Source organism: Nonomuraea jabiensis (assembly GCF_014204795.1).
Classification (GTDB): Bacteria; Actinomycetota; Actinomycetes; order Streptosporangiales; family Streptosporangiaceae; genus Nonomuraea; species Nonomuraea jabiensis.
Genome location: NZ_JACHMB010000001.1, coordinates 13,035,018 through 13,056,115, shown reverse-complemented (window position 1 = coordinate 13,056,115; position 21,098 = coordinate 13,035,018). Strand labels below are relative to the sequence as shown.

The window sequence follows — 21,098 nt, the reverse complement described above, 5'->3', positions numbered from 1 at the left end:
TATAACGGCAACTCGGGCTTGCAGGCGTTAGATTTTCTTGTGCTCCCTGTAGTGCCTGGCCGCCCGGGCGCGGTTGCCGCAGCCCGTCGAGCACCACTCCTGGCGGGGGTGCTCCTTGACGAAATAGAGCACGCAGCGCGGGGCCTGGCAGGTGCGGACCAGGGCGCGGTCCGGCCCCGCGAGGAACTCGACGGCCGCCGTGGCGAGCCTGGCGAGCAGCTGCGCGCCGGGGCCGGCCTGCGTCGCGGGCGCGGTGTCGAGGGACGGCTCGCCGTCCCAGCGCAGCTGGGGTGCGGTGGGGGCGGCCAGGGCGGTGGCGTTGACCAGGGCCAGCGACTCCTCGAAGGCGGGCAGGCTCGCCGCGTCCGCCCGGCTCGGCGGGCCCGGCGCCACGGCCCTGGCGAACAGTGCGCGGACGGCCTGGCGCAGGCGTACCGTCTCCTGGCGCAGCTCCTCCGTGACGGTGAGGTCGGCGAGATCGGGCACGTGCGTCCGCACCCAGGCCGTCATGCCGTCCGGGTCGGCCAGCCTGTCGACCAGTCCGGAACGTTCGGCCCTGAGCGTGCTGACGAATTCGAGGGTCAGGGACATGCTCCCAATCTAACGCGTCGGTGCTAGCTCACCCGTTAGAGCAAACATGCGTAGTCAGAAAAATTGCGGAGTCCGCACTTTTATCGTACGGTGCCGTCCATGAGCGGACTGAGAGAGCGGAAGAAGCAGGCCACGCGCGAGGCGCTGATGACGGCCGCCCTCCGGCTGGCTCACGAGCGCGGGCTGGAACGCGTACGCGTCGAGGACATCGCCGCCGAGGTCGGCGTCTCGCCCCGCACGTTCAACAACTACTTCTCCAGCAAGTACGAGGCGATCGCCGCCCGCCACATCGACCGCGTCACGCGCTCCGTGGCGGCGCTGCGGGCGCGGCCGCCGGAGGAGCCGTTGTGGGAGGCGCTGACCGAGGCCATGGTCGAGCCCTGGGCGCCGGCCCGCACGGACGTGGCGCCCGATCCCGAAACGCTGGCGAGCATCAGGATGCTGGCCGACGAGCCCGCGCTGCGGGCCGAGTCGCTGCAGGTGGTGTTCGCCGGGAACAACGAGCTGGCCGCGGCCGTGGCCGAGCGCACCGGCACCGACGCCGCCCGCGACCTCTACCCCCACCTCGTGGCCGTCGCCGTGGGCTCCGCCGTGCAGGCGGCCGTCGCCCACTGGCTGCGCTCCGACCCGCCGGTCCCGCTCGTGCCCCTGTTGCGCGAGGCCCTGCGCGCGCTGGCCGCGGGGCTGCCCGACCCTTCCCTCTGAGGAGACCGCATGGACATCGTGATCATCGGCGGCGGCCCCAACGGGCTGATGCTGGCCTGCGAGCTGGCTCTGGCCGGAGTGCGCCCGACCGTCGTCGAGCGCCTGCCCCGGCGCAGCGATCAGCCCAAGGCCAACGGGGTCGTCGGCCAGGTCGTCAGGCTGCTCCGCCAGCGCGGCCTCGCCGTGGGAGACGCGCCGATGCCGGGCTTCGTGTTCGGCGCGCTGCCGCTGAACCTGGCCGGGCTGGAGGACAACCCGCTGTACGGGATGGGGATCAAGCAGCCCGCCCTGGAGGAGCTGATCGAGCGGCGGGCGGTCGAGCTGGGCGTGGAGATCAGGCGCGGGCACGAGCTGCTCGGCTTCACCCAGGACCCCCATGGCGTCTCGGTGGAGCTGCGGGGGCCAGCGGGCGCGTACGAGCTGCGCACCCGCTACCTGGTCGGCTGCGACGGCGCGCACAGCACGGTCAGGAAGCTCGCGGGCATCGGCTTCCCCGGCGTCACCTCGACCGACGTCGTGAGCCGCAGCGCCCACGTCACCGTGCCGGGCGCGGTGATCCGGCCCGGGACGGTGGAGCTGGAGGTGCCGGGGCTGGGCACGTACGTGATGTACGCCTGGCACCGGACCGAGCGCGGCGCGTACGCGATCCTCCCCGCGGACCCCGGGACGCTGCTGGTCAGCGCCATGGAATGGGACGCCTGCGCGCCCGGCGACGACGTGCCGATGACCGTCGGCGAGCTGCGCGCCAGTCTGGCCCGCGTGCTCGGCGCCGACCTGCCGCTCGCCGAGCCCACCGGCGAGGGCCCACACCTGCTCAGGCGGCTCAAGGGCCGCAACACCCGCGTCGCCGACCGCTACCGGGAGGGCAGGGTCTTCGTGGTGGGCGATGCCGCGCACGTCCACTCGGCCATGGGCGCGCCCGGCCTCAACCTCGGCCTGCAGGACGCTGCCAACCTGGCCTGGAAGCTGGCCGCCGAGGTGCGGGGCTGGGCGCCGCCCGGCCTGCTCGACACCTACGACGCCGAGCGCCGCCCGGCCGCCCTGCGGGTCGCCGTGCACACCCAGGCGCAGCTCGCGCTGGCCGCGCCGGGGCCCGAGGTCACGGCCCTGCGCGAGGTGTTCGGCGAGCTGCTGGGCGACGACGGCGCCCGCCGCCGCATCGCCGCCATGATGGCCGGGGCGGACCTGGCCTACCCGGTGCCCGCGCCGGCGCACCCCCTGGCGGGCCGGTTCCTGGCCGACCTGCCGGCCGAGCCGGCCGCCCGCGCGTGGCCCGTGCTGCTCGACGGGACGGGCGGCCTGCGCGTGCGGCACGGGCGCGTGCACGTGGTGCCCTTCGAGGGCGACGGCGCCGTCCTGGTACGCCCCGACGGCTACGTGGCCTGGGCGGGAGAGCCCGACGAGACCCTCGACGAGGCGCTGAGGACCTGGTTCGGCGAGGGGCTGGAGGTGGCGGCCTAGTTCGGGCGGCGGCCCACCCCGGCCAGGATGCCGCCCTTGGACAGGTCGTACGAGCCGCCGGGGGAGGCCTCGGGCGTCCAGTCGGCCACCGGCACGACGCCCGGCCCGAGCAGCTCCAGGCCGTCGAAGTAGGAGGCGATGTCGTCGTAGCCGCGCCGCGCCAGGCCGCCCGAGGTCGTGCCGGAGTAGACCTGCTGGCCGGCCGTCGCGACGTCGTCCATGTCGTGGCCCGCATACAGGAGGTGCGACAGCACCAGGTGGCCTCCGGGCAGCAGGCGCTCGCGGATGCGCGCGGCGATGCGGGCGGCCTCGGCGTCGTCGGGGATGAAGTGCAGCACCGCGACCAGCAGGACGGCGTACGGCTGGGAGAGGTCGAGGTGCTCCGCGACGCGCGGGTCGTCGAGGATGGCGTCGGGATCCTTGAGGTCGCCCTCGATCGCCAGGACGTCCGGGTCCCTGGCCAGCAGCGCGCGGGCGTGGACCAGCACGATGGGATCGTTGTCGACGTAGACGACGCGGGAGCCGGGGGCGTGCCGCTGGGCCACCTGGTGCACGTTGTCCTGGGTGGGCAGGCCCGCGCCGATGTCGACGAACTGGCGCACCCCGGCCTCGGCGAGCATGCGTACGGCATGACCGATGAAGGCGCGGTTGGCCAGGGCGATCTCGCGGGCGTCGTTGCCCATGCGCCGGCCGATCTCCATCATCTTCTCGGCCGCCTCGCGGTCGGCGGCGAAGTTGTCGCGGCCGCCGAGGTAGTAGTCGTACATGCGGGCGACGCTGGGCACGTTCGGGTTGATCCCGGCGGGTACGCGGTCCGCCTCGGCCATGTGACGACCTTTCCTAGTCGATCTTCCTGGGGCCGATTGTAGGGCCGAAATGTGGCATTTGCGGGGGAAATCAGAGTCGCCGGAAAGTGTGCCGGTACGCCAGAGGCGAAACCCCGACGGCCGCGTGCAGATGCTGACGGAGCGAGACCGCCGTCCCGAACCCCGCCTTCCTGGCCACCTCCTCCACGCCCAGCTCGGTCGTCTCCAGCAGGTGCCTGGCGTGCTGGATCCGCTGGCTGTTCAGCCACCTGGCCGGGCTCATGCCGGTCTCGTCGCGGAAGCGCCTGGTGAACGTGCGCACGCTCATCCTGGCGTGCTCGGCCAGCGCGGCCAGGTCGAGCGGGCGGTCCAGGTGGGCCAGCATCCACTCGCGGGTGGCCGCCGTGCCGCCGCCCGCTTCCGGCAGGTGCCGGTCGATGTACTGGGCCTGGCCGCCGTCCCGCCACGGCGGCATGACGCAGCGGCGGGCCGCGCGGTTGGCCACCTCGCTGCCGTGGTCGTTCCTGATCACGTGGAAGCACAGGTCGAGCCCGGCCGCCACGCCCGCCGAGGTCAGCACGTCGCCGTCGTCCACGTACAGCACGTCGGGGTCGAGCTTCACGCGCGGGAAGAGCTGGGCGAACCTGTCGGCATTGCGCCAGTGGGTGGTGGCCGGGCGCCCGTCGAGCAGGCCCGCCGCCGCCAGCACGAACGCCCCCGTGCAGATCGACATGATCCTGGACCGGCCCTGGAGCGCCGCGGCCAGCGTGTCCGAGATCGTGCCGTCGAGCAGCGCCCGGCCCGCGTGGATGCCTGGCACCACGATCGTGTCGGCGGTGTCGAGCACGTCGAGGTCGTGGTCGGGCAGCACGCTGTAGCCCGCCGAGCAGCGGACCGGCGTCCGGCCCTCCGAACAGGTCACCACCTCGTACAACTTCTCGCCGTCCGCCGTCTCGGCCGTCCCGAACACCTGCCCGGGCACGCCGAGGTCGATCGTGGCGAAGTGGTTGAGCACGACGACTGCCACACGGTGTGTCATGGCCGAATTCTTTCACATATTGACCATCCGGCCACTCGTGACCTTGTAAGGGGATAAAGCAGGATTGGCGCATGACGTTGAGCACCACCGCCCCCACGCGCCGCCGCCTGCACCGGGCCTGGTTCGTGGCGGCCGTCGCCTTCGTGGCGATCCTGGGCGCGGCCGGGTTCCGCGCCACCCCCGGCGTACTGATCACCCCCCTGCAGGAGGAGTTCGGCTGGTCGGCCGGCACGATCTCCCTGGCCGTCTCCGTCAACCTGGTGCTCTACGGCCTGACCGCCCCCTTCGCCGCCGCCCTGATGGACCGCTTCGGCATGCGCCGCGTGGTCTCACTCGCGCTGCTGCTGATCGCCGTGGGCAGCGGCCTGACCGTGCTGATGACGGCGAGCTGGCAGCTCCTGCTGTTCTGGGGCGTGTTCGTCGGGCTCGGGACGGGCTCGATGGCTCTGGTGTTCGCCGCGACCGTGGTGGACCGCTGGTTCGTCCGGCACCGCGGGCTGGTCACGGGCGTGCTCACCGCGGCCGGCGCCACCGGGCAGCTGATCTTCCTGCCCGTGCTCGCCCAGCTCGCCGAGGGGCCGGGATGGCGCTTCGCCTCGCTGACCGTGGCCGGTGCGGCGCTGGCGGTGGTCCCGTTCGTGTGGTGGCTGCTGCGCGACCACCCCGCCGACGTGGGCACGACGGCACTCGGCGCGGAGCCGGGCGCGGTCCGCACCGCGCCCCCGAGCACGGTGAACGCGGCGGTCAGGGCGGTCACCGTGCTCGCCTCGGCGGCCAGGACCCGGCCGTTCTGGCTGCTCGCCGGCGGTTTCGCGATCTGCGGGGCCAGCACGAACGGCCTGGTCGGCACCCACTTCATCCCCGCCGCGCACGACCACGGCATGGCCGAGCCCGTGGCCGCCGGCCTGCTGGCGGTCATCGGGATCTTCGACATCGCGGGCACGATCGCGTCCGGCTGGCTCAGCGACCGGATCAACCCCAAGGTGCTGCTCGGCGTCTACTACGCGCTGCGCGGGCTCTCCCTGATGGTGCTGCCGAGCCTGTTCGCGGCCACGACCGAGCCCAGCATGCTGATCTTCATCGTGTTCTACGGGCTGGACTGGGTGGCGACCGTGCCGCCCACGGTGGCGCTGTGCCGGCGGATCTACGGGGCCGACGGCGCCGTGGTGTTCGGGTGGGTCTTCGGCTCGCACCAGGTGGGCGCCGCGTTCGCCGCCGTCGCCGCCGGGCTCACCCGCGACCACCTGGGCGCTTACGACCTCGCCTGGTACGGCGCCGGCGCTCTGTGCCTCCTGGCCGCGGGCATGTCCATGGCCATCGTGCATTCTAGAGAGCGATGAATTCTGAGCTTTATGTCCTGCCGCTGGTCGTCAGGATCGAGAGAGCCGCGCCTCCCGAACGCACCGACGCGCTGGAAGCGGCCGCCATGGCCGTGCTGAGCCTGCTGGACGACCCCGGCGAGTGGGCCGCCGAGCTGCACTCCTGGGAGTCCACCGGCAAGATCCGCAAGGTGGTCCGCCGGGCCAGGGGCGCCGAGTGGCGCAGGGCGGTCGCGCTGCCGGGGCGCACCGTCGAGCACCGTACGGCCGAGGTGCGCGTACATCCGCCCGTGCCGCTCGACGGCTGGCCGCGCGACCTCGCGCGGCTGCAGGTGGGCGGCACCGAGCTGAGCGACACCGCCGATCCGCCGCCCGCGGAGCCGCCGGTCCTGTGGGCCAACCCGGGCCTGGCCATGTCCGCGGGCAAGGCCATGGCGCAGGCCGGGCACGCCGCCCAGCTCGCCTGGTGGGCCAGCGACGCGGCCGAGCGGGAGGCCTGGCGCGCCCGCGGCCTCGCGGTGTCCGTGCGCACCGCGCCCTCCCAGGGCGACTTCGACGCCATGGCCGCCGCGGGGCTGCCCGTGGTACGCGACGCCGGGTTCACGGAGATCGAGCCGGGCTCGTGCACGTTCGTGGCCGAGGCGCCCTGGTTGCAGGGACGCGTCGCTAGATCGTGAAGATGTCGGCCAGCACGCCGCCCGCCGGGGTGATCCGCGCGGGCGACGGGCTGTCGTACACGACCATGAGCCTGCCGTCGGCCAGCAGCGCCAGGCCCTCGGGGTGGTCGCACTTCACGCCGTGGGGCAGCTCGATCACGGTCTCGAGCTCGCCCTCGGGGACGACCCCCTGCCTGGTGCGGGGCCGCCAGCGCACGATCCGTACGGGACCGTCGAGGTCCATGGTCGGGCCGGCGAGGATCAGCAGCGAGTCCCCGTCCGGGCAGAGGTCCCGCACGCCCAGCCCGCCCAGATCCAGGAAGTGCTTGCGGTACGGCTCCCGCAGCCGTAACCGTGACCTGCCCGCCTCCTCCAGCCGCAGCTCCAGCAGCACCGCCCAGCCCCGCAGCACGGGGCCGCGCAGCCCGAGGTAGATCCGCTCGGACACGACGGCGATGCCCTCGACGTCGAGCCCGTTGTCCTTGCCGGGCAGCTCCAGGAACGGCGCCAGGTGCCGGTCGTGGCGTAGGTGCGTGGTCAGGTTGTCCTTGCCGGACAGGATCGTTCCAGGGCCGGGCGTCTCGTCGTGGAGCGGCAGCCGGGTCAGGGTGAACCGGTTCTCCTCCCTGACCACCGTGGCCAGCCGGTCGGCGGCCTTGTCCGGGTCCTTCGACTTGACCTTCCTGCGCTTGAGACTGTGCGAGCCGACCAGCCAGAGGTAGCCGTCCGCGCGGGCCATCCCCTCGATGTCGGCCTCGTCCTCGGGGCCCGCGGGCAGGTCCACGTAGTCGGCCAGCGGGTACGTGCGCTGGGCGCCGAAATGGTCGCCCAGCCACGTCAGGTGCTCGAAGGTCGCGGTCTCGTCGCCGGCCACCCAGAGACCGGCGGAGCCCTGCCGGATCGCTGAGAGGTTCGTGTGCGTTCGGGCTGCTCGCGAGGCATGGTCGAATCGCAGCTCAACCTGTTCCACGTTGCCCATGATTGCACTTCGGTAGCTTCCAAGGCGCAATGGCCGGATATGTCGTACGCTCCGCTCGTGCTCGATGGGGAAGAAGAGATCAAGGGTTCCCAAGTGAGGACCGCGGCGAGGCCCGGAACCCCTGCTTCTCCGCCCAAACGCTCCCGTATCGGAGATCTCCGGATGCGGGTGGTGTACCGGGGGCTCGCCGTGATCGGCCTGGTCGTGGCCGCGGCCGCGACGCTGGTCGTGGTGCTCCCGTCAGGGCCGGACGAGGTCGCGGCGGGGCCGGTAACCGCGCCGCCGGCCGCACCGTCCTCGTCCGGCCCCGCACCTTCCACCGCACCTTCCACTGCACCTTCCTCCGGGGCGCCACCTTCCGCGTCCCCGCTCCCCACGGCGGAGGCGACGCCCTCGCCCGGCTCGTCGCTCGCGCCCGGTTACACGGCCATGGAGGCCCTGTACGCCGACCCGCGCGTCCCCAAGCTGACCGGCCGGATCAAGCGGATGTCCCTGGCCTCCCCGGCCAGGAAGATCGTCAAGGACAGGCGTTCCGGGCTGGCCGTGCCGGACCTCCCCAAGCCGTGGAAGTCGTACGGCGCGGCGCCGTTCACCACCAAGCAGGTGCTCCCCAAGACGCGCGCCGGGGTGCGTGGGATATTCGTCACATGTCCGCTCCCGATCATGCGGCAGAAGTCCCCGCGTAACACGGCGCTGCTCGCGGCCCGCTGGACGCTCAACCATCACCCCAAGGGCTCCAGGATCACCTGGATCGCCTCGCAACCGGTCAAGCGCGGCTGGATGCTCGTCTATCGCGTCAAATACGGAAAGCATCAGTCGCGGGCGGCCGTCGTCGTGATCGACGGGGGAATGAGCAAGCCGGGACTGGCGTTCGTCACAGTGCCTGACTCGCAGCGCAAGCAGTGGCGTGACATCAGCCGCGTGGTCGCCGGGGTGCGTGTTCTAGGCTAAAAGGATCATGTATGCGGCGATGTGGGGAGTGACGCCGTGGAACGCTCGGGACCGCCGCAGGCACCGAAGAACGGCAAGGGCAAGCCGCCCTGGCGTTCGGAGGGCCTGCCAGGCACACCCGGAGGCCGGCCCAAGATCAACTGGTGGCGATTCGTCGTCACCTTGCTCGTGGTGTACGCGGGCTTCTTCGTCGTGTCGTCGTTCGTCGACAGCGGATCCGTCGAGACGATCTCGTACACCGAGTTCACCAAGCAGGTGAACGCCAAGAACGTCAAGGACATCTACGCCCAGGGCCTGTCCGTCGAGGGTGACCTGCGGTCGGCGGCGAAGAACCCCGAGAGCAGCGAGTCCTACACGAAGTTCGCGACCGAGATCCCGGCCTTCGCCAACACCGACCAGCTCGACCAGCAGCTGGCCACCGGCCAGGTCGAGATCACCTCCAAGCCGATCACCCGTGGCTTCTTCTCCAACCTGCTGCTCTCGCTGCTGCCCGTGCTGCTGCTGGCCGGGCTGTGGATCTGGGTCATGCGCCGCGGCGCCAGCCTGATGGGCGGCGGCCTCGGCGGCATCGGCAAGTCCAAGGCCGCCAAGCCGGTCGAGGCCGGGCAGGTGCGGGTCACGTTCGACGACGTCGCGGGCATCGACGAGGTCGAGAACGAGCTCGTCGAGATCGTCGACTACCTCAAGGACCCCGGGAAATACCGCAGGCTCGGCGCCAAGCTGCCCAAGGGCGTGCTGCTCGCCGGCCCTCCCGGCACCGGCAAGACACTGCTGGCCAGGGCGGTCGCGGGCGAGGCCAAGGTGCCGTTCTTCTCGGCCAGCGCCTCCGAGTTCATCGAGATGATCGTGGGCGTGGGCGCCTCGCGGGTGCGCGACCTGTTCGAGGAGGCGCGGAAGGTGGCGCCGTCGATCGTCTTCATCGACGAGATCGACGCCATCGGCCGGGCCCGCGGCGGTGCCGGCGGCCTCGGCGGCCACGACGAGCGCGAGCAGACGCTGAACCAGATCCTCACCGAGATGGACGGCTTCTCCGGCGCCGAGGGCGTGATCGTCATCGGGGCCACGAACCGTCCCGAGGTGCTCGACCCGGCGCTCCTGCGTCCCGGGCGCTTCGACCGTACGGTCCAGGTGGGGCTGCCGGACGCGGCCGGCCGCACGGCCATCCTGCAGGTGCACACGCGGGGCGTGCCGCTGGACGGCGAGGTCAGCCCCGACCAGCTCGCCAAGACCACCCCCGGCATGACCGGCGCCGACCTCGCCAACCTGGTCAACGAGGCCGCCCTGCTGGCCGCCAAGCGCGGCAAGGAGAAGGTCACGATGTCCGACTTCGCCGACGCGCTGGAGAAGCTGCAGCTCGGCGCGGCCCGCAGCATCGTGATGCCGGAGGAGGAGCGCACCAGGACCGCCTTCCACGAGGCCGGCCACGCGCTGCTCGGCATGCTCCAGCCGGGCGCCGACCCGGTCAGGAAGATCTCGATCATCCCGCGCGGGCGGGCGCTCGGGGTCACGCTGTCCACTCCCGACACCGACCGGTACGCCTACGACGAGCAGTACCTGCGCGGGCGCATCACCGGCGCGCTCGGCGGCATGGCGGCCGAGCAGGTCGTGTACGGGGTCATCACCACCGGCGCCGAGAACGACCTGGAACAGGTCACCATGATCGCCCGGGGCATGGTCGGCCGCTGGGGCATGTCGGAGAAGGTCGGCCCGCTGACGATCCTCCCCAACGACGGACAGCAGCCGCAGGCCTCGCCCGCGACGCTCGCCACCGTCGACGAGGAGGCGCGGCGGATCGTGGACGAGTGCTACGAGCGCGCGCTGCAGATCCTCACCGACAACCGCGACAAGCTCGACGCGATCGTCAAGGCCCTGCTCGAACACGAGACGCTCGACGAGGCCGGCGCGTACGCGGCGGCGGGCCTGACGACGACCTCGCCGGCCACTCCCGTCCCCGCGAGCGGCTTTTCCGAGAATTAGCGCAAATCGGGCATTGCTCCGGCCCCTGTCAGGGCAGCTCTCCCGGAACAACGATCGGGGGACTGTCGTGACGCTGACTGACGAGCTCCTCGCCGAACTCGGAGACTCAGGGCTGGAGCAGATCGCCGGGATGCTCGGCACGGACACGACCATGGCCCGCGACGTGGTCGAGGCCGTGTCGGGCGTCATCGTCGGGGGCCTGGCCCGCAACGCCCGTCACCCGGACGGCGCCGACGCCCTGCGCGCGGCCCTGGACGACCACGTGGACACCGACCCGTTCACCGGCGACGTGGCCTCGCTGACCCGCGACGGGCACAGCATCCTCGGCCACGTCCTGGGCGGCCAGGGCACGGAGCAGGCCGCGGACGGGCTGGCCCGGTTCACCGGCGTCGACCCGGGGCTCATCATGAGGCTGCTGCCCCTCGTCGCGCCCATGATCATGTCCCTGCTCGCCGACCGGGCCGGGAGCCGCGGCATGAACGCGGGCACCCTGGCCGACGACCTGGACCGCGAGCAGGCGGCCCGGCCGGATGAGCTGGGCGAGCTGCTCCAGGGTCTGCTGGACGCCGTCTTCGGCGGCGGGGTGCCCGCGCAGGGCGGCCCGTACGAGTCCCACTCACCCTTCGGCACGGGCACCGGCACGGGCGCCGGCACCGGAACCGGAACCGGCACTGGCACCGGCACTGGCACTAGCACTGGCATCGGCACCGGCATTGCGGGCCGGCGTGGCGCCCCGGACGGCCACGAGGAGGGAGACTCGCATGAGGTGGCCCCCGGCACCTCGAACCCCGACTGGTGAATGACGCGGTGCAGGTCAACGGTAGGCTTATGCGGTGATCGTTCTGGCCTCAGCCTCCCCCGCCCGCCTCGCCCTCCTCCGCAGCGCCGGGCTCGACCCCAAGGTGATCGTCAGCGGCGTCGACGAGGACTCGTTCTCCGCGCACACCCCCGCGGCACTCAGCCTCGTGCTCGCCAAGGCCAAGGCGGAGGCGGTCGCGAACGAGCTCGACGAGGGCCTGGTCATCGGCTGCGACTCGATCCTGGAGCTGGACGGCCGTCCGTACGGCAAGCCCGCCACGCCGGAGGAGGCCGCCGAGCGGTGGCGGCTCATGCGCGGGCGCACGGGACGCCTGGTGACGGGCCACTGCGTGATCGACGTGGCCGCGGGCAGGCAGGCGGCGGAGGTCGCCACCACCGTGGTCCGCTTCGGCCAGCCGTCCGACGCGGAGATCGCCGCGTACATCGCCACGGGGGAGCCGCTCAGCGTGGCGGGGGCCTTCAGCATCGACGGGCGGGGCGGGTGGTTCATCGAGGGCATCGAAGGCGACCACGGCAACGTGATCGGCATCTCGCTGCCCCTGCTGCACGGCCTGTTCGCGGAGCTGGGCTACGCGGTGACGTCGTTCTGGCGCTAGCCTGCCGGGCATGCGATCACTGCGCGACTTCACGTCCGGCGTCGGCTTCTTCTTCCAGGGGTTGGGGTGGGTCGCCAGGCACGGGCGGTGGTGGCTGTTCGGGCTGATCCCGGCGCTGATCGCGTTCGCGGTGTACGTCGCGGCGCTGATCCTGCTGGGCACGCACGCCACCGACCTGGCCGCGTTCCTGACGCCGTTCGCGGAGTCGTGGGGTTGGCGTGACCTGTTCCGGACGCTGGTGGGGATCCTGCTGTTCCTCGGAGGGCTGGCGCTGGCCGTACTGACCTTCACCGCGCTCACCCTGGCGATCGGGGAGCCGTTCTACGAGCGGCTGTCGGCCGAGGTGGACCCGCTTGCGGCCGCCGACGAGCAGCCGTGGTGGCGCACCCTGCCGCGCTCGCTCAGGGACAGCCTGATCACGCTGTTCTACGTGCTCCTCTTCACGATCCCGCTGTTCTTCCTGGGCTTCGTCCCGGTGGTCGGCCAGACGGTGGTGCCGGTGCTCGGGGCGCTCGTCTCGGGCTTCTTCCTGACGGTGGAGCTCACCACCCTGGCGCTGGAGCGGAGGGGGATGGCCCGCAAGCAACGCTTCGCGCTGTTGCGCGCGAACAAGGCCAGTGCGCTGGGGTTCGGGGTGGTGGTGTTCCTGCTGTTCCTGGTGCCGTTCGTCGCGGTCATCGCCATGCCCGCCGCCGTAGCCGGCGCCGCCCTCCTCGTCCGCACCCACCTAACCCCCACCCCATAACCCTCACTTCCACCCGTCCCCCCAGCCCCACCCCCCTCAGCAGCATCCCCCTAAGCCTCACCCCTTCAGCCTCTTCACCGCCAGCGTCTCCCCGGTCCAGCGTCTCCCCGGTCCAGCGTCTCCCCGGTCCAGCGTCTCCCCGGTCCAGCGTCTCCATGGCCCAGCGTCTCCCCGGTCCAGCGTCTCCATGGCCCAGCGTCTCCATGGCCCAGCGTCTCCATGGCCCAGCGTCTCCATGGCTCAGCGTCTCCATGGCCCAGCGTCTCCCCGGTCCAGCGTCTCCATGGCCCAGCCCCTCCACAGCCCAGCCCCACAGCAGGCTTCCGCCCCTCCAGATCCAGTCCCGCTCCACAGCATGCTCCGTCCCTCCACAGCGCACGCCGAGCACGCCGCCCCTCCACGGTCCAGCCCCGCCCCGTCCCTCCACACCGCAGGCCCGGTCCAGCCGCCCCGCCGTCCACTGCAGGCCGCCCGCCCTTCCACGGTCTAGCTTCGGCCCCTCCACGGCAGGCCCTCATCCCTCCACACGGTTCAGCTTCGCTCCACGGGCACGCCCCACTCCTCCACACGGGAGGCCGCGCGCCCCTCCGCGGTCCAGCCCCGCCCCTCCACGGCAGGCCCCCGTCCAGCCCCGCCCCCCACGGCAGGCCCTGGTCCAGCCCCGCCCTCCACGGCAGCGCGTCCCTCCACAACAGGCCCCTTACGGCAGCCCCTTCCACGGCCAGCGCCTTCACCGCCAGCGCCGCACCCCCCGCCCACCCACCCCTTGACTCCGTCCACCACCCTGCAGCGCGCTCCCTTCGGCTCCGCCCACTTCGCATGGCGCCTCCCGGCCGCTTCTGTTGCCCGAGCCAAGCCCCAGCCGAAAGCCGACGGGCAGTTATCCACAACCCCCGCCTGCGCACCCCCACCATCCCCAGAACCGCATTCGGGCGTCATCCCGCAGCCATCGCCCAGGCACCCTAAGGGCCTATGACGACCAACCACTCCACCACCCCCGCAACCACCCCGCCGCCCAACCCCATTCCCCCTTCCACCTCCGAGGACTCCAGCCCCACCACCGCCGCTCCTTCGCCTTCGCCCTCGCCGTCGCTGTCACCCTCCCTGACGTCACCTTCTTCCTCCTGCTCCTCCGCGTCCCCCTCATCATCGAGCGGCTTCATGTCGCCGGAGCCCTGCCTGACCCTCACCAGCCCCACCGACATCCTGGCCGCCGTGCCATACCTCGTCGGCTTCCACCCGAAGACCAGCCTCATCGTGATCGGCCTCGACCGCCGCCAGGCCAAGTTGGTAGCCAGATGGAGCCTCCCGTTCCCACCGGGCACCCTCGCCTCCCTGGAGCCCGTCTTCGACCGAGAGGGCGTGACAGAGATCGTCATCGTCGGCTACGGCCCAGGGGAGCTGGTGACACCGGCAGCCGACGAGGCCAGACTCCTCGCCGCCAAGACCGAACTCCACGTAGGCGAAGCGCTACGAGCACACGAGGGCCGTTACTGGTCCTACATCTGCGACCTCGCGACATGCTGCCCGGCCGAAGGCACTCCGTACGACCTGACCACCAGCCAGATCGCCGCCGAGGCGACCATCCGCGGCCTCGTGGCCCTCCCCGATCGCGAATCCCTGGAACGTACCATCGCCCCCATCGCAGGCCCCGTACGCATGGCCATGCGCCGGGCCACAGCCGACGCGATCGCAGAACTCCGGGCCGACCTGACAGTCACCACAAACCTCGACACCTTCGCGACGCAGTTCATCGCCGAAAGCCTGGACAGAGTCCGATCAGCCCTCCAAACCCACGAGGAAGGCGGCCGCCTGGACGACGCGGAGGCGGCGAAACTGGGCCTGGCCCTATCGATCACCCGAGCCCGCGACGAGGCCTGGACTCTCATGCAAGATTCCCACGTACTCCTCTGGAAGGACCTGACCCGCAGGCTGGAGCACCGCTTCATCCCACCGGCCGCATCCCTTCTGGCGATGGCTTCCTGGCGCGCGGGAAACAACGTCCAGGCCACCATCGCCCTGGAACGCGCCCTGACCATCGACCCCACCTACTCGATGGCCAACCTCCTCATGCACGCCCTCCAAAACCTCCTGTCTCCCACGATCCTCCGAGACCGCCTCCCCACCCCGGCCGAACTCGACGCCGCCATGGGCCCACCCCACGCCTCCTGGCTCCTCCCCCTGGTGAACCTCCTGGACGAAGACGACCCCCACACCCCACCCCAATGACGCCCGCCCACAAGCGCACCGATCGAGACCACCGAGCAACAACACCGTTCGACGGCCTGATCCGCATGGCGGACGGATGGAAGTTGCTTCTCAGATCGCGTGCTCCCGAACGGCAAGTGAACTGCTCCACTCCGTCACGCGGCGGAGCAAGGGCACGGCGCTGGGAAGCGGCTCGCCCCCGAGGACGCTCACGTGGAAGGCATGCGGCCTGCCGTCGTAGATGTCGAGGTTGACTGTTCCCGCGGCGTCGGACACCGCCTCCGCGAACCGCCGCGCGTCACCGAGAAGAACCTCTTTCGAGCCGACGACGACCAGCAGCGGCGACACCAGCCCGCGTAGATCGCCGTGGATAGGAGACCGAGGGCCCTGATCCGCCCGGACGACGGCCAGATCCGCCTACGAACATGGTCGAGCACGCCCCGGTCGACGACGTCCTGGCCGTCGTTGGCGTCGAGCGGGGGGCCCGGCGCCAATCGCTATTCAGCGGCCCGCCAACGGGTGGGCCGTTGGCGGACGGCGTCAATGGCGTGGTGGCGATCCGGGTGCCCATCCATCCGCCGGGCAGGCAGTCGCGCAGGGTTTGCGCCAGGATCGCGGCATGGCGGGCCGCCGGGGGTTAGCTGCCGGTGTCTTCTTCGCGGCGGCGGCGCTCGTTGTAAGCGCGCATGCGTGGCGGATAGCCGGTGAGTTGAACGTCATAAACCGGGAGGGCAAGATCACGGGCAACCTTGTGGATGACAGCAGGCGAGCCGACCCTGCGCCTGGTCCATTCGCCGTCGTCGGCGACCGCCACGGCGGTCGTGTCGGTGGCGAAAGTCTCTGGCTCGACGTAAAACTCGACGCCGCGCCGCGAGCGGGCAAAAGCGATAAGCGCTTCGATGTCAGCGTCAGTCGCCTCACGGTCGAACTTCGCGATCTTGGGGCCGCGCCATCGACGAATGCCGTAGCGGTCTCGCCATCTCATGCATCCTTTTTATACCGTCTGGAGCTTCCGCGCGTCGGGGATGATCTAGGGGTCACATCCGGGATTCTCCCGATAGCACCGAGGGTCCGAGGGACGCAGTATGAGAGGTGACTGCCCGATTCTCAGAGGAGAGGCATGACGATTATGGCTGGGGTACCGCAAACCCCTGGGCCGGGACAGGTGCCGCCAGCTCATCTGCGCGTCACCCACCAGGACCGAGAGCACGTGGTCGAGCACGTCAAGGCCGCCTACGCGGAGGGCCGCTTCGACAAGCTCGAGTTCGACGACCGGCTGGAGCGCGCGATGACAGCGCGCACGCACGGTGACCTGATGCCCATCATGAGCGAGCTGTACGGCACTCAAGCCGTACCCCGGCTCGTCCCGCTCCCGCCTCCGGTTCGCCCCGAGCGGGCGCCGGAGAGCAACGAACGTCTCGCCGCCGCGGTCGGCCACCTGCTGTTGGTCGTCGGCATCCCGATCGCCGGCCCTCTGATCCTGCTGCTCACCGGCGCCAAGACCTCGCCCTACATCCGCAGGCAGGCGCTCGAGGCACTCAACTTCCAGCTCACGGTGGTGGGTGCCACGGTTCTCCTGCCGTTCACGGTCATCGGTGTCGTGTTGATCCCGTTCATCTGGGTCGCCGCCGTCGTCCTCTCCATCGTCGGCGGCATTACGTCCCTGACGGAAGGCAACTTCCGCTACCCGATGACGCTGCGCCTGGTGAAGTGACTCGACTCGCCAGCACCTGAGATCCATACGAGCCCGACCTGGTCCAACCCAGCAAAGGACCCCTTCCAGCCAAGCCTCGTCGGAGTGCGGGCTGGGATGGGGTTGAGCGGAAGGAGCTCGCTGGTTTGGCGCAACGACCGCGCGCCTGCTGGCTTTGGGGCGAGTGGCTGGGGCGGGGGTTGATGCGGGCATGTGCCGGTTCGGCAGAACGGCTGCGCCGGTTGGTTCGGGGGTGGGTGTTCGGGTGGAAGCTTGATGCGGGCGGGCGCTGGTTTGGTGTGACGACCGCGCGCCAGCCGGCCTTGAGGGGAGTCTCAGCGTTGGGGCTTGATGGCGGGCATGTGCTGGTTCAGTAACCCGGCCGCGTCGGCTGGCTTTGGGGTGGGTTCCGAGGTTGGGGGCTGGTGTGGGTGGGGGTCACGCTGAATGGCCGCGTGGTTCAGAGGCGGTGAAGTGGGCCGCGGTCACGGAACTGCGATAGGGGGACTGCGGTGAATGGGGGTGCTGGGCGGGGGTGCGTGGCGTGGCGGCGGTGGCGGGGCTGGGGTGAGGGAGCTGGAGCTACAGGGCTGCGGTGATGGGACTGCGCGGCGGGGCCGGCGTGACGTGGCCAGGTTGAGGGAGTTGCGATGACGGGGCTGCGGTGACGGGGCTGCGGTGACCGGACTGCTCGCGGGGGTGCGCGGCGCGGCGGCGGGGACAAGGCGTACGCCGCCCGCAAGAATCGCGCCTACCTGCGCCGACGCGGGGTTCGCTGCACGATCCCGGACAAGGCCGACCGGGCCCGCAACCGCAAGAAGCTCGGCTCCCGCGGTGGTCGGCCGCCGAAGTTCGACAAGACCGACTACCGCGAGCGCCACGCAGTCGAATGCGGGATCAACCGGCTCAAGAGACACTGAGCGGTGGCCACCCGCTACGAGAAACTTGCCGTCCGTTACGAGGCCACTGTTCTCGTCGCAGCCATCAATGAGTGGCTGTGACCAGCGCACGCGGTGCACGCCCGGAAGGAGCCCTGCGAGCATGGGCCCGCGGTCACTCTCCGGCTGCTTCGAGGAAGATCTGCGCCAGTTCGCGCGGCTGGGAGAACATCGGCCAGTGGCCGGTGTCCATCTCGACCAGCCGCCAGTGCTTGCTGGTCAGCAGCTTGGCCACGTCGTCGCTGGGCTCGGCTCCGGCGAGCAGGCATTGGATGTACGTCGCCGGGAGTTCGTCAAGTGGCCGTGCCAGCACGGCGGGTTCGGTCAGTGTGGCGCCCGGGTGCGGCGTCGAGCCACTCAAGATTCGTGCGATCTGCTCATCGGTGAGGCCGTGGCCGTCGTAGTGCGCTGCGGGCACGAGCGGCCAAAATCCTCCGTTCTCGGCGATCGATGCCTTCACCATCGCCCCACCATCCGGCCAGGCGGAGACGAACGCCTCGCCATCGGCTGGAACGCTGGAATCGACGAAGACCACGTGGGCCAGCCGGTCACCGATCCGCTCCGCGGCCTGACCGACCGGGATGCCCGAGTAGCTGTGGCCCACCAGGACAACGTCGCGCAGATCCTGGCCTTCGACCTCGTCAACTATGTCCTGGACATGGGTCTGCTGCCCAGCCGGCACACCCCGTTTGTCGGCAAGACCGGACAGCGTCAACGGGTGGGCGCCCTGGCCGGCTGCGCGCAGATACGGCGCCACCTCGTCCCACGCCCACGCCCCGAGCCGGGCGCCTGCAACCAGTACGAAATTCGCCATGGCTGCACCGTAACGGAGCAGCCTGACAACCGCCCGCCCTGAACACTTTCGATACGCGCCCTAGCGGGACAGGACCTCGTACTTGACGCGCATGACGCCGGCGCCGGTGTTGCCGATGGCGGAGAAGGCGGCTTCGGAGAGGTCGAGGCAGCGGCCGCCCACGTACGGGCCGCGGTCGTTGATGCGGACCGTGACCGATTCGCCGGTGCCGGGATTGGTGACGCGGACCTTGCTGCCCAGGGGGAGGGTTTTGTGGGCGGCGGTCAGGGCCGAGGGGTCGAAGCGTTCGCCGCTGGCTGTCATCTGGGGGTCGCCGTAGTAGGAGGCGCCGCAGGTGCCGGATGAGAGTACGCGGGTCTTCGGCTTGTGGGCCGGGGATTTGGTGGCCTTTACAGGCGCGGGGGACGCGGTTTCGGTGGTGCCGGGGGTTGAGCGCTTGGTCGCCGTGGGCTTGGCGGCCGGGCTCGAGGAGGCCGTCGTTGGGGAGGCGGTGGTGTTCGGCTGGGCGGTCGCCGGGGACTTTGCGGGCTTCGGGCGGGCTGCCGCGGGCTTGGGGAGTGGGGAGGGTGATTGGGGGGTTGCCTGGCGCGCGGCTTCGTTCAGGGGCTTGGCCTGGAGGGGGGTCGGCGCGGCCGAGGGGTGGTTGGGCGAGCCGGTGGTGTCCATGGCGGCCCAGGCGGCGGTGGAGGCGGCGGCCACGACGGCGGCGCCGGCCGCGAGGGTGATCCAGCGGCGCTTGCCTGCGATGAGCTTGCGGTACTGAGGGGTCGGCTTGAGGGAATGCTGGCCCAAGGTAAACCACAGTCCTAGCTAGGGGATAGGGCAGGGAAAGGCCGGGCCGGAGGGGGTGGAGGGCGCACGGCGGCCGATCCGTAGGCGGGGAGGGGGATCCCGCGCAGTGAGGACGAACATATGCGACAAAGCCCGAGTAAAGGCAACTTAATGCGACAACCAGTGACATATCTCACTTAAGTCGCAAGATTGCTAAGAACGCCCAGCGTACGCCGTGGATCTTTGGGGTTCTGGGAAACGCGAGAAAGCGGTCTTGATCGGGAAATGGTGCAGCTTGGGGGATCGGTGGGTCGATGTCCGGGTGATCAAGCCGTTGGTTCTGCGTGGATTTGTTCTTTTGGCGGGTTGTCGCTTCCTGAGTTCAGGCAGGCCGGGCTACAACATCAAGGAGCGCACGGTGTCGACCGTGTCGGCGTCTTCGACGCGCTTGTCCGGGCGGTAGCGCAGGACCCGGGCGAAACGGAGGGCCATGCCGCCGGGATAGCGAGGGGAGCGCTGGACCCCGTCGAACGCGATCTCCACCACCAGCTCCGGCCGCAGCGTGACCATCCAGCTGTCGGTGGGCCCCTCGGCCAGCTGGAGGAAGCGCTCGGTCTGCCAGGCCAGCAGTTCGTCCGTCAGGCCCTTGAACGTCTTGCCGAGCATCACGAACCCGCCCGAAGGGTCACGCGCCCCGAGGTGGAGGTTGGAGAGCTTGCCCTCGCGCCGCCCATGACCCCATTCGGCGGCCAGGACCACCAGGTCGAGCGTGTGGCGCGGCTTGACCTTGATCCATCCGGCGCCCCGGCGGCCGGCCGCGTAGGGAGAGGCCAGGGACTTGACCACCAAGCCCTCGTGGCCTGCCTTGACCACATCGGTGAAGAACTTCTCCGCCTCGGCCACGTCCCCCGTCACCATCCGCGGCGTCAGCAGCCCCTGCGGGACCGCGCGGGCCAGGGCCTCCTGGCGCTGCGAATAGGGCAGATCGAGCAGGTCGACCCCGTCCACCCGCAGGGCGTCGAAGAAGAACACGCTCAGCGGCGTCTGCTCGCGCAGCTGGGCGACGTTGGTCTTGCTGGTCGCGCGGCTCGCCGTCACCTGGAACGGGTGCGGCCGCCCGTCGGGACGCAGCGCGATCACCTCGCCGTCCAGCACGAGATCGTCGTACGGCATGTCGAGCACGGCCTCGACCAGCTCGGGAACCTGCGGCGTGACGTCGTCGAGCGTACGCGTGAAAACCTTGACCTCGGAGCCCGAACGGTGGGCCTGCACCCGCATGCCGTCGAGCTTCCACTCCAGCGCCGCGGGGGCGCCGGCCTTCTCCAGCGCGGCGGCCACGTTGGGCGCGCTGCCCGCCAGCATGGGCGAGACCGCCTGCCCCACCTGCAGCCGGAACGCGCGCAGCGCCTCGATCCCGCCGCTCAGCGCGGCCGCTCCGACGGCGGGGAGCCAGCCGCGCAGCGTGAGCGCGCGCCGCACGTCGGCTGACGGGGCGCCGGACGCCTTGGCCACCGCCTCGATCATGACGCCGTCGAGCGCGCCCTGCCGCAGCTCGCCGAACAGCAGCCGGCGCATGAACTGCTGCTCCTGGCTCGTCAGGCCCGCGAACAGCTCGGCCACCAGCGCCTTGCGGGCGGCCTGCGAGCCCGGCCCGGAAACCGCCTTGATCCTGCTCAGCAGCTCGTCGACCGCGGTCAGGGTGGCGGTGGCGGCCAGCTTGGGCTGGGGGATGTCCTCCAACGTGCGCCAGCCCACGCCCACCTGCCGCTGGGGCAGCTCGCCCGAGAGGTACGAGATCGCGATCTCCGCCTCCTCCGGGCCGACCCGGCCCAGCAGCTCCGCCAGATGGCCCACCTTGCCGAGCCGAGCGGATGTGCGCGCTATCGCCTCGGAGACCCGGACCACGTCGATCAGAAGCACACGCCTATGTTGCCTCACGGAACCGACATTTCCCCACCCGATATCGGCCAAGTGTCTGCCTCGTTCCCGGAACGGCCCCTCGTATGGTTGGTCCCCTTTTGGGATCCTCG

21 protein-coding genes are annotated in these 21,098 nt (G+C 70.9%); 11 read left to right on the top strand and 10 right to left on the bottom strand.

Features of this window, described 5'->3' with window-relative positions; all coding sequences use genetic code 11:
* Positions 1 to 27 precede the first annotated feature (27 nt).
* Positions 28 to 591: a CGNR zinc finger domain-containing protein gene (locus HD596_RS59500; protein ID WP_185078100.1), complete on the bottom strand. Its 564-nt coding sequence runs from the start codon at positions 589 to 591 to the stop codon at positions 28 to 30.
* Positions 592 to 690: 99 nt separating this feature from the next.
* Between HD596_RS59500 and HD596_RS59495 the strand changes: the two genes are divergently transcribed.
* Both HD596_RS59495 and HD596_RS59490 read left to right on the top strand, forming a co-directional pair.
* Positions 691 to 1,296 (top strand): acyl-CoA-like ligand-binding transcription factor, encoded by a 606-nt coding sequence (locus tag HD596_RS59495; protein ID WP_185078099.1) that lies wholly within the window; start codon positions 691 to 693, stop codon positions 1,294 to 1,296.
* Positions 1,297 to 1,305: 9 nt separating this feature from the next.
* The gene (locus HD596_RS59490; RefSeq protein ID WP_185078098.1) at positions 1,306 to 2,757 is read left to right on the top strand and encodes an FAD-dependent monooxygenase; all 1,452 of its coding nucleotides are present in this window, start codon (positions 1,306 to 1,308) and stop codon (positions 2,755 to 2,757) included.
* On the opposite strand, the gene HD596_RS59485 is transcribed toward HD596_RS59490, so the two are convergent.
* Entirely contained in the window at positions 2,754 to 3,584 is an 831-nt protein-coding gene (locus HD596_RS59485) for an SAM-dependent methyltransferase (protein WP_185078097.1), read from the bottom strand. The genes HD596_RS59490 and HD596_RS59485 overlap by 4 nt on opposite strands.
* A 70-nt stretch (positions 3,585 to 3,654) precedes the next feature.
* Positions 3,655 to 4,602, bottom strand: a complete 948-nt coding sequence (locus HD596_RS59480) for a GlxA family transcriptional regulator (RefSeq protein ID WP_185078096.1) — start codon at positions 4,600 to 4,602, stop codon at positions 3,655 to 3,657.
* 71 nt (positions 4,603 to 4,673) lie between these two features.
* Between HD596_RS59480 and HD596_RS59475 the strand changes: the two genes are divergently transcribed.
* Both HD596_RS59475 and HD596_RS59470 read left to right on the top strand, forming a co-directional pair.
* Complete coding sequence (locus tag HD596_RS59475) at positions 4,674 to 5,942, top strand: MFS transporter (protein ID WP_185078095.1); 1,269 nt, start codon at positions 4,674 to 4,676, stop codon at positions 5,940 to 5,942.
* Entirely contained in the window at positions 5,939 to 6,598 is a 660-nt protein-coding gene (locus HD596_RS59470) for an aminoacyl-tRNA hydrolase (protein WP_185078094.1), read from the top strand. Before HD596_RS59475 ends, HD596_RS59470 begins: the two co-directional genes overlap by 4 nt.
* Here HD596_RS59470 and HD596_RS59465 read toward each other — a convergent pair.
* Positions 6,588 to 7,556: a DUF3616 domain-containing protein gene (locus tag HD596_RS59465; RefSeq protein WP_185078093.1), complete on the bottom strand. Its 969-nt coding sequence runs from the start codon at positions 7,554 to 7,556 to the stop codon at positions 6,588 to 6,590. The genes HD596_RS59470 and HD596_RS59465 overlap by 11 nt on opposite strands.
* Before the next feature lie 162 nt (positions 7,557 to 7,718).
* Between HD596_RS59465 and HD596_RS59460 the strand changes: the two genes are divergently transcribed.
* The 5 genes from HD596_RS59460 to HD596_RS59440 all read left to right on the top strand — a co-directional run bounded on the left by HD596_RS59460 (position 7,719) and on the right by HD596_RS59440 (position 12,644).
* Positions 7,719 to 8,507, top strand: a complete 789-nt coding sequence (locus tag HD596_RS59460) for a hypothetical protein (protein ID WP_185078092.1) — start codon at positions 7,719 to 7,721, stop codon at positions 8,505 to 8,507.
* A 36-nt stretch (positions 8,508 to 8,543) separates the two neighbouring features.
* A complete protein-coding gene (gene ftsH / locus HD596_RS59455; RefSeq protein ID WP_313047494.1) occupies positions 8,544 to 10,484 on the top strand; it encodes an ATP-dependent zinc metalloprotease FtsH in 1,941 nt (646 codons plus the stop codon).
* A gap of 67 nt (positions 10,485 to 10,551) precedes the next feature.
* Positions 10,552 to 11,283, top strand: a complete 732-nt coding sequence (locus tag HD596_RS59450; RefSeq protein WP_185078091.1) for a DUF937 domain-containing protein — start codon at positions 10,552 to 10,554, stop codon at positions 11,281 to 11,283.
* Positions 11,284 to 11,317: 34 nt separating this feature from the next.
* The gene (locus HD596_RS59445; protein WP_185078090.1) at positions 11,318 to 11,899 is read left to right on the top strand and encodes a Maf family protein; all 582 of its coding nucleotides are present in this window, start codon (positions 11,318 to 11,320) and stop codon (positions 11,897 to 11,899) included.
* A 10-nt stretch (positions 11,900 to 11,909) separates the two neighbouring features.
* Positions 11,910 to 12,644 (top strand): EI24 domain-containing protein, encoded by a 735-nt coding sequence (locus tag HD596_RS59440; RefSeq protein ID WP_185078089.1) that lies wholly within the window; start codon positions 11,910 to 11,912, stop codon positions 12,642 to 12,644.
* Positions 12,645 to 13,606: 962 nt separating this feature from the next.
* Here the strand turns inward: HD596_RS59440 and HD596_RS59435 are convergent.
* A complete protein-coding gene (locus tag HD596_RS59435) occupies positions 13,607 to 13,807 on the bottom strand; it encodes a hypothetical protein (protein WP_185078088.1) in 201 nt (66 codons plus the stop codon).
* Here HD596_RS59435 and HD596_RS59430 point away from each other — a divergent pair.
* Positions 13,806 to 14,873 carry a DUF4192 domain-containing protein gene (locus HD596_RS59430; protein ID WP_185078087.1) on the top strand — a complete coding sequence of 356 codons (1,068 nt, stop codon included), beginning with the start codon at positions 13,806 to 13,808 and terminating at the stop codon, positions 14,871 to 14,873. The genes HD596_RS59435 and HD596_RS59430 overlap by 2 nt on opposite strands.
* A gap of 90 nt (positions 14,874 to 14,963) precedes the next feature.
* Here HD596_RS59430 and HD596_RS59425 read toward each other — a convergent pair whose 3' ends face one another.
* Both HD596_RS59425 and HD596_RS59420 read right to left on the bottom strand, forming a co-directional pair.
* A complete protein-coding gene (locus tag HD596_RS59425) occupies positions 14,964 to 15,224 on the bottom strand; it encodes an alpha/beta hydrolase fold domain-containing protein (protein ID WP_313047709.1) in 261 nt (86 codons plus the stop codon).
* A 265-nt stretch (positions 15,225 to 15,489) separates the two neighbouring features.
* Positions 15,490 to 15,837: a hypothetical protein gene (locus tag HD596_RS59420; protein ID WP_185078085.1), complete on the bottom strand. Its 348-nt coding sequence runs from the start codon at positions 15,835 to 15,837 to the stop codon at positions 15,490 to 15,492.
* Between the two features lie 180 nt (positions 15,838 to 16,017).
* On the opposite strand from HD596_RS59420, the gene HD596_RS59415 reads away from it, so the two are divergent.
* Positions 16,018 to 16,566: a DUF1707 and DUF4870 domain-containing protein gene (locus tag HD596_RS59415; RefSeq protein WP_313047493.1), complete on the top strand. Its 549-nt coding sequence runs from the start codon at positions 16,018 to 16,020 to the stop codon at positions 16,564 to 16,566.
* Positions 16,567 to 17,598: 1,032 nt separating this feature from the next.
* On the opposite strand, the gene HD596_RS59405 is transcribed toward HD596_RS59415, so the two are convergent.
* The 3 genes from HD596_RS59405 to HD596_RS59395 form a co-directional block, all read right to left on the bottom strand.
* Positions 17,599 to 18,297, bottom strand: a complete 699-nt coding sequence (locus tag HD596_RS59405; protein WP_185078084.1) for an alpha/beta fold hydrolase — start codon at positions 18,295 to 18,297, stop codon at positions 17,599 to 17,601.
* Positions 18,298 to 18,357: 60 nt separating this feature from the next.
* Positions 18,358 to 19,089 (bottom strand): septal ring lytic transglycosylase RlpA family protein, encoded by a 732-nt coding sequence (locus tag HD596_RS59400; protein ID WP_221520112.1) that lies wholly within the window; start codon positions 19,087 to 19,089, stop codon positions 18,358 to 18,360.
* A gap of 375 nt (positions 19,090 to 19,464) precedes the next feature.
* Entirely contained in the window at positions 19,465 to 20,988 is a 1,524-nt protein-coding gene (locus HD596_RS59395) for an ATP-dependent DNA ligase (RefSeq protein ID WP_185078083.1), read from the bottom strand.
* Positions 20,989 to 21,098: the final 110 nt, after the last annotated feature.